Here is a 5,675-nt window from a genome sequence, read left to right as displayed (position 1 = left end):
TCAGCGAAGCCGGGGCCGGGCGCTGCGCGCCCGGCCCCGGCTTTCGCGATGTCCTGAACGCTTTCGGGTCGTTGCCGCCGGTTGCCGTCGCCGGGTTTGCCTCGGCGGCTCTTTGCCTCCGGCGGCTCCTCGCCGGAGGCAAACGCACAGACGAGCGCAACCGATCCAGGTGAACCAGACGAACCGATCAGGCGGACTGGCGCCAGTAGCCGCAGAAGTAGATCCGGTCCTTGGCGATGCCGCGATCGTTGACGAGGTGCCTGCGTACACCGGTGGCCAGCGCGGACTCGCCCGCGACCCAGGCGTACGGCGTACCCGTCGGCAGGTCCCGCTCTCGTAGCGCGGCGAGAGCGGTGTCGCCTCGGGTCGCGGCGCCGCGGTGCAGCCATGTCACGGTCGTGCCCTCCGGCACGGCGATCGGCAGTTCGTCGGCCGCGTCGGCGACCTCGATGAGGACGACGGCGGGGGAGTGCAGCTGCTCGACGATCGCGGCGATCGCCGGCACGGCGGACTCGTCTCCGACCACCAGCTGCCACTCGGTGCCGGCGGGCGGGCGGTAGTCGGCGCCGTCGCTCAGCACGCCGATCTTGTCGCCGGGCGCGGCGTTGGCGGCCCATGTCCCGCCGGGCCCGCTGTCCTCGCCGTGGCCGTGCAGGACGAAGTCGATGTCCAGCTCACGCCGTTCGCGGTCCAGCCTGCGGACCGTGTAGTTCCGCAGCACCGGGCGGGTCGCCTCCGGCATCGCGCGCAGCTCTGGCCACCACTCCGTCGTGACCGGCAACGTCGGCTCGCCCGGCACGACGGGGACGAACAGCCGGACGAGGTGGTCGGGGCCCGCGTAGTCGAAGTCGGTGAGGCTGTCGCCGGCAAGGGTCACCCGCACCATCCGCTCGGTGAGCGGCTTGGTCGCGGTAACCGTGACCAACATCGGTAGCTGAGCTGCGGTCATCGACAACCTCCTGTGACTGTGGTTAGCCTAACCTAAAGGTCTACAATATTTCGACCAGTAAACGATCGCCTATGCCTTGTGGCCGACACATTTGCTTAGGCTAGCCTTAGCAACATTCCGGTTGGCGATCGGGGATTGGGCGGTGCGGTGACCACGACGGCGACGAGCGGGCAGGGCATCCGCGCGCACCGCACGTCCCGGCCGGGCCGGCAGGCGGCGCTCGCCGCGGGCCTGCTCGCATCGGTGCTGGTACTGGCCGGGCTGGTGGTCGTCAGCATCTGTGTCGGGTCGGTTTCCCTGCCGCTGAGTACGTTCCTCGACGTCCTCCGCGGCTATGACCCGAACGACCCCGACCACCTGATCATCGCGACGATGCGGGTCCCGCGCACCGTCGTCGGGCTCCTGGCGGGCGCCGCACTGGGACTCGCGGGCGCGGTCATGCAGGGCCTCGCCAGAAACCCGCTGGCCGATCCCGGCATCCTCGGCGTCAACGCGGGCGCGGCGCTGCTGATGGTGCTCGGCATCAGCGCGTTCCACGTCACGCACTTCACCGGCTACGTGTGGTTCGGCTTCGCGGGTGCGGCGGCCGCAGGGCTTCTGGTGTACCGGATCGGCTCGTTCGGTCGCGACGGAGTCACCCCGGTGAAGCTCGCGCTCGCCGGCGCGGCCATCAGCGCGGCACTCGGCTCGGTGACCACCGCGGTGCTGCTCACCGACACCGACGCGTTCGACCAGTTCCGCTTCTGGCAGGTCGGCTCGCTCGCCAACCGCGACCTGGCCGTCGCGGGGCAGGCACTGCCGTTCCTTGCCGTGGGCGCCGGGGTGGCGCTGGTGTGCGGCCGCCTGCTCAACGCGATGGCGCTCGGCGACGACGTGGCCCGCTCGCTCGGCGTGCACGTCGCGCTCGCACAGGGACTCGCCGCGATCGCGGTGGTCTCCCTGTGTGGTGCGGCCACCGCGATCGCCGGGCCGATCGCGTTCGTCGGGCTCGCCGTCCCGCACGCCGCGCGGCTGCTCACCGGCCCGGACTACCGGTGGGTTCTCCTGTATTCCATGGTGCTCGCGCCATCGTTGCTGCTCGCCGCCGACGTGCTCGGTCGCGTCGTGGCGCCGCCGGGTGAGGTGCAGGTCGGTGTCGTCACCGCGGTCGTCGGCGCGCCGGTGCTCGTGGCATTGGTGCGCAGGCGAAAGGTGGCCGAGCTGTGACCACCACCCTCACACCGGCCGCCAGGGTCGCGGCCGTGCGCAGGCACGGCCTGCGGCGGGTCTTCCTCGTTGGCGCGGTCCTCGCCGTGGTCGCGGTCGCGCTGGTCATCACCGCGTTGTCCGTCGGCAGCGTGGCGATCGCACCCGACGACGTGGTCACGGCGCTGTTCGGGCAGGGCACGCGGCGCGCCGAGTACATCGTCACCGAGGTCCGCGCGCCCCGCGCGCTGACCGGTGCGCTCGCAGGCGTCGCGTTCGGCATCTCCGGCGCGATCTTCCAGGGGCTCGTCCGCAACCCGCTCGCCAGCCCGGACATCATCGGCATCACCATGGGCGCGAGCGCCGCCGCCGTCATCGCGATCGTGGTCTTCGACGCCGTCGGCGCACCCGTCTCGATCAGCGCGTTCGCAGGCGCGCTCGGCACCGCGGCGTTGATCTACGGCCTCGCGTGGCGGCGTGGGGTCAGCGGCTACCGGCTCGTGCTGATCGGCATCGGCGTGGCCGCCGTTCTCTCGAGCGTCGTGTCCTACCTGATGACCAGGGCGCAGGTGCGAGACGCGCACCAGGCGCTGGTGTGGCTCACGGGCAGCCTCACCGCCCGCACGTGGACCGACGTCGGCCCGCTCGCGCTCGCGGTGCTCGTGCTCGTCCCGGTCGCGGTCGTGCTCGCCGCGGGCATGCGCCCCCTGCAGTTCGGCGACGACACCGCCACCGGACTCGGGGTCCGGGTGGAACGCCACCGCCTCGGTCTCATCGTCACCGCCGTCGCGCTGGCGGCCGCCGCGACCGCCGCGGCGGGACCGGTCGCGTTCGTCGCGTTCGTCTCCGCGCCCATCGCGCGCCGGCTGACCCACGGCAACGGCTCGGTGCTGGTGCCCGCCGCACTGGTCGGCGCGGTGGTGCTGGTCGGCTCCGACCTCGTCGCCCAGCACGTACTCGAACTGGTGGGCATCGTGCCACTGCCGGTCGGTGTGGTCACCGGTGTGCTCGGCGCCCCCTATCTCCTGTGGCTCATGGCCACGGCCAACCGGATGGGAAGGGCCGGATGACTCGCGGCGGCACTGGCAACGGCACTGGCAACGGCACTGGCAACGGCTCGGTGCCCGGCGCACTCGACGGCCGGGGGGTGACGCTCGGCTACGACGGCCGGGAGGTGGTCCACGACCTCACCGTGACGATCCCGCGCGGGCGCATCACCGCCGTGGTCGGAGCCAACGCCTGCGGCAAGTCGACGCTGCTGCGTGGCCTCGCCCGGCTGCTCGCGCCTGCCGCCGGTCAGGTGCTGCTCGACGGGCACGACATCCACCGGATGCCCACCCGCGAGGTCGCGACCCGGCTCGGCATCCTGCCGCAGCATCCGATCGCGCCGGAGGGCATCACCGTCACCGACCTCGTGGGACGGGGCCGCCACCCGCACCACGGCTGGTTCCGGCGCTGGTCGTCGACCGACGATGCGGCGGTCGCCGAGGCCATGCGTGTCACCGACACCCTCGACCTCGCCGAGCGGCCGGTCGACGAGCTGTCCGGCGGGCAGCGGCAGCGGGTGTGGATCGCGATGGCGCTCGCCCAGCAGACCGGCGTCCTGCTGCTCGACGAACCGACCACCTATCTCGACGTCACCCACCAGGTCGAGGTGCTCGACCTGCTGACCGACCTGAACCGGACCGACGGCACCACCATCGTCATGGTCCTGCACGACCTGAACCTGGCCTGCCGCTACGGAGACCACCTGATCGCCATGAAGGACGGTGCCGTCGTCGCCACCGGCCTGCCCGCCGAGGTCGTCACCCGTGACCTCGTGGTCGACGTGTTCGACCTGCCCAACGTCGTCGTGCCGGACCCGGTGTCCGGCACGCCGCTGATCGTCCCCATCGGCCGCCACCACAGCACCGACAGGCCGAGTGCTCCACCCCGACTCCCCGAACCGACTGCCACCGCTGCAGCGACCCCATCCCCGATCTCGCCGGCGTCCGGTGAGGAAATGAGGTCCGTGTGAACAGGTTGACCGTGTCCGGCCGCGTCAGCAGGCGCAACTTCCTGGCCGGCTCCGCGGGCGTCGCCGCCATCGCGCTGCTCGCCGCGTGCGGCGACGACGAGAGCGGCGGCGGTGACGGTGGTACGGCCGCCGAGCGCGACGTGCGGACCGACAAGGGCACGGTCACCGTGCCGGCCAAGGCGACGAAGGTCGCCTGCGCCGACTTCTTCGGCGCGTTCGCCGTCGTCGACCTCGGACTCGTCCCGGTCGCCGCGTCCGGTTCCGGCTACGAGGGCACCGGTCCGCGCTACGAGACCAAGCTCGCGAAGGTGCCGCTCGTCGGCGACTTCACGGTGCCGGACCCGGAGAAGGTCGCCGACACCGAGCCCGACCTCATCCTGCGCACCATCGACACCGACGACGCGCTGTACAAGCAGCTCACCGGCATCGCGCCGACGGTCGTGATCAGCTTCCAGAAGCTCAGCCTCACCGAGGTGGCGGCCAAGGTCGGCGAGGTGCTCGGCCGCAAGGAGCAGGCCGACAAGCTGCTCGCCGAGTACGAGGACGCCTGCGAGAAGATCAAGTCCACCCACGCCGACGTGCTCGGCAAGTACACCTTCACCTTCGCCCAGGCCGCGTCCGACACGACGTTCTGGACGCTGGGGGAGAAGTGGACCGACACGAAGGTGCTGGTGGACTGCGGTGTCACGCTCGCGGAGCCGTCGGCGGCCCAGGCGGAGGCCACCGAGGAGTACTCCATGGAGCGGATCAGCGTGCTCGACAAGACCGACGTGCTGCTGATCCCGTCCGGGCCCGACGGTGTCACCGAGGCGCCCGACAACAAGCCGCTGACGAGCAACGCGCTGTGGGCGCAGCTGCCCGCGGCCAAGGCGGGCCGGGTGTGGCCGGTGCTGTCCGGCGCGGCCTCGCTCGGCACGGCGCTGGAGCTGGTCGAGCGGTTCGACACCGTGCTGACCGAGCTCGCCGCCAAGTCCTGAGGTCGCGGCGGTGACCGGGGGTCGGGTGCTGCGCCGTGCTCTGCGGCGCCAGGCAGGGCGGGTGTCGCTCGGTGTCGTGCTGCTGTGCGCGCACCAGGCGGCGGAAGTGGCGGTGCCGGTGGTCATCGGTGTCGTGATCGACCGTGCGGTGGCGACCGGCTCGGTGCCCGCGATGCTGTGGTCGGTCGCGGCACTGGCCGTGCTGTTCACCGTGCTGGCGCTGGCATGGCGGGTCGGGGCCCGGCAGTCGGTGACGGCCATCGAGCGGGAGACCCACCTGTTGCGGGTCGAGGTCGCCGGTCGCACGCTCGACCCGCGCGGCCTGGCGACCGAGCTGAAGGCTGGCGAGCTGCTGTCCGTCGCGTCGTCCGACGCCGAGCGGGCGGCGCTCGTCGTCCGCGCGGGCTCGCTCGGCGCGGCGGCGCTCACCGGCCTCGTCGCGTCGTCGGTTGCGCTGCTCGCCATCGACGTGCCGCTCGGGCTCGGGGTGCTGATCGGCGTGCCCGCGCTGGTGGTCGGGTTGCAGGTGCTGGCGCCGGTGCTGACC

At 72.1% G+C, this 5,675-nt stretch carries 5 protein-coding genes and 1 pseudogene; 5 read left to right on the top strand and 1 reads right to left on the bottom strand.

Annotated elements, in window-relative coordinates; translation table 11 throughout:
- Positions 1-187: 187 nt before the first annotated feature.
- Complete coding sequence (locus WBA97_RS13480) at positions 188-949, bottom strand: siderophore-interacting protein (protein WP_424231119.1); 762 nt, start codon at positions 947-949, stop codon at positions 188-190.
- A gap of 147 nt (positions 950-1,096) precedes the next feature.
- On the opposite strand from WBA97_RS13480, the gene WBA97_RS13475 reads away from it, so the two are divergent.
- From WBA97_RS13475 to WBA97_RS13455, 5 genes and pseudogenes are all read left to right on the top strand, one after another.
- Positions 1,097-2,155 carry a FecCD family ABC transporter permease gene (locus WBA97_RS13475; protein WP_424231118.1) on the top strand — a complete coding sequence of 353 codons (1,059 nt, stop codon included), beginning with the start codon at positions 1,097-1,099 and terminating at the stop codon, positions 2,153-2,155.
- Positions 2,152-3,204 (top strand): FecCD family ABC transporter permease, encoded by a 1,053-nt coding sequence (locus tag WBA97_RS13470; protein ID WP_424231117.1) that lies wholly within the window; start codon positions 2,152-2,154, stop codon positions 3,202-3,204. Before WBA97_RS13475 ends, WBA97_RS13470 begins: the two co-directional genes overlap by 4 nt.
- On the top strand, positions 3,201-4,151 hold the full coding sequence (locus tag WBA97_RS13465) for an ABC transporter ATP-binding protein (RefSeq protein WP_424231116.1): 951 nt from the start codon (positions 3,201-3,203) through the stop codon (positions 4,149-4,151). Before WBA97_RS13470 ends, WBA97_RS13465 begins: the two co-directional genes overlap by 4 nt.
- Complete coding sequence (locus WBA97_RS13460; RefSeq protein ID WP_424231115.1) at positions 4,148-5,128, top strand: ABC transporter substrate-binding protein; 981 nt, start codon at positions 4,148-4,150, stop codon at positions 5,126-5,128. Before WBA97_RS13465 ends, WBA97_RS13460 begins: the two co-directional genes overlap by 4 nt.
- 10 nt (positions 5,129-5,138) lie before the next feature.
- A pseudogene (locus WBA97_RS13455) lies at positions 5,139-5,675 on the top strand (ABC transporter ATP-binding protein); the annotation flags it as partial.

This window comes from Actinophytocola sp. (genome assembly GCF_049647105.1).
Classification (GTDB): Bacteria; Actinomycetota; Actinomycetes; order Mycobacteriales; family Pseudonocardiaceae; genus Actinophytocola.
The sequence above is the reverse complement of the archived record's forward strand: the minus strand, read 5'-3'. Positions and strand labels throughout refer to the sequence as shown.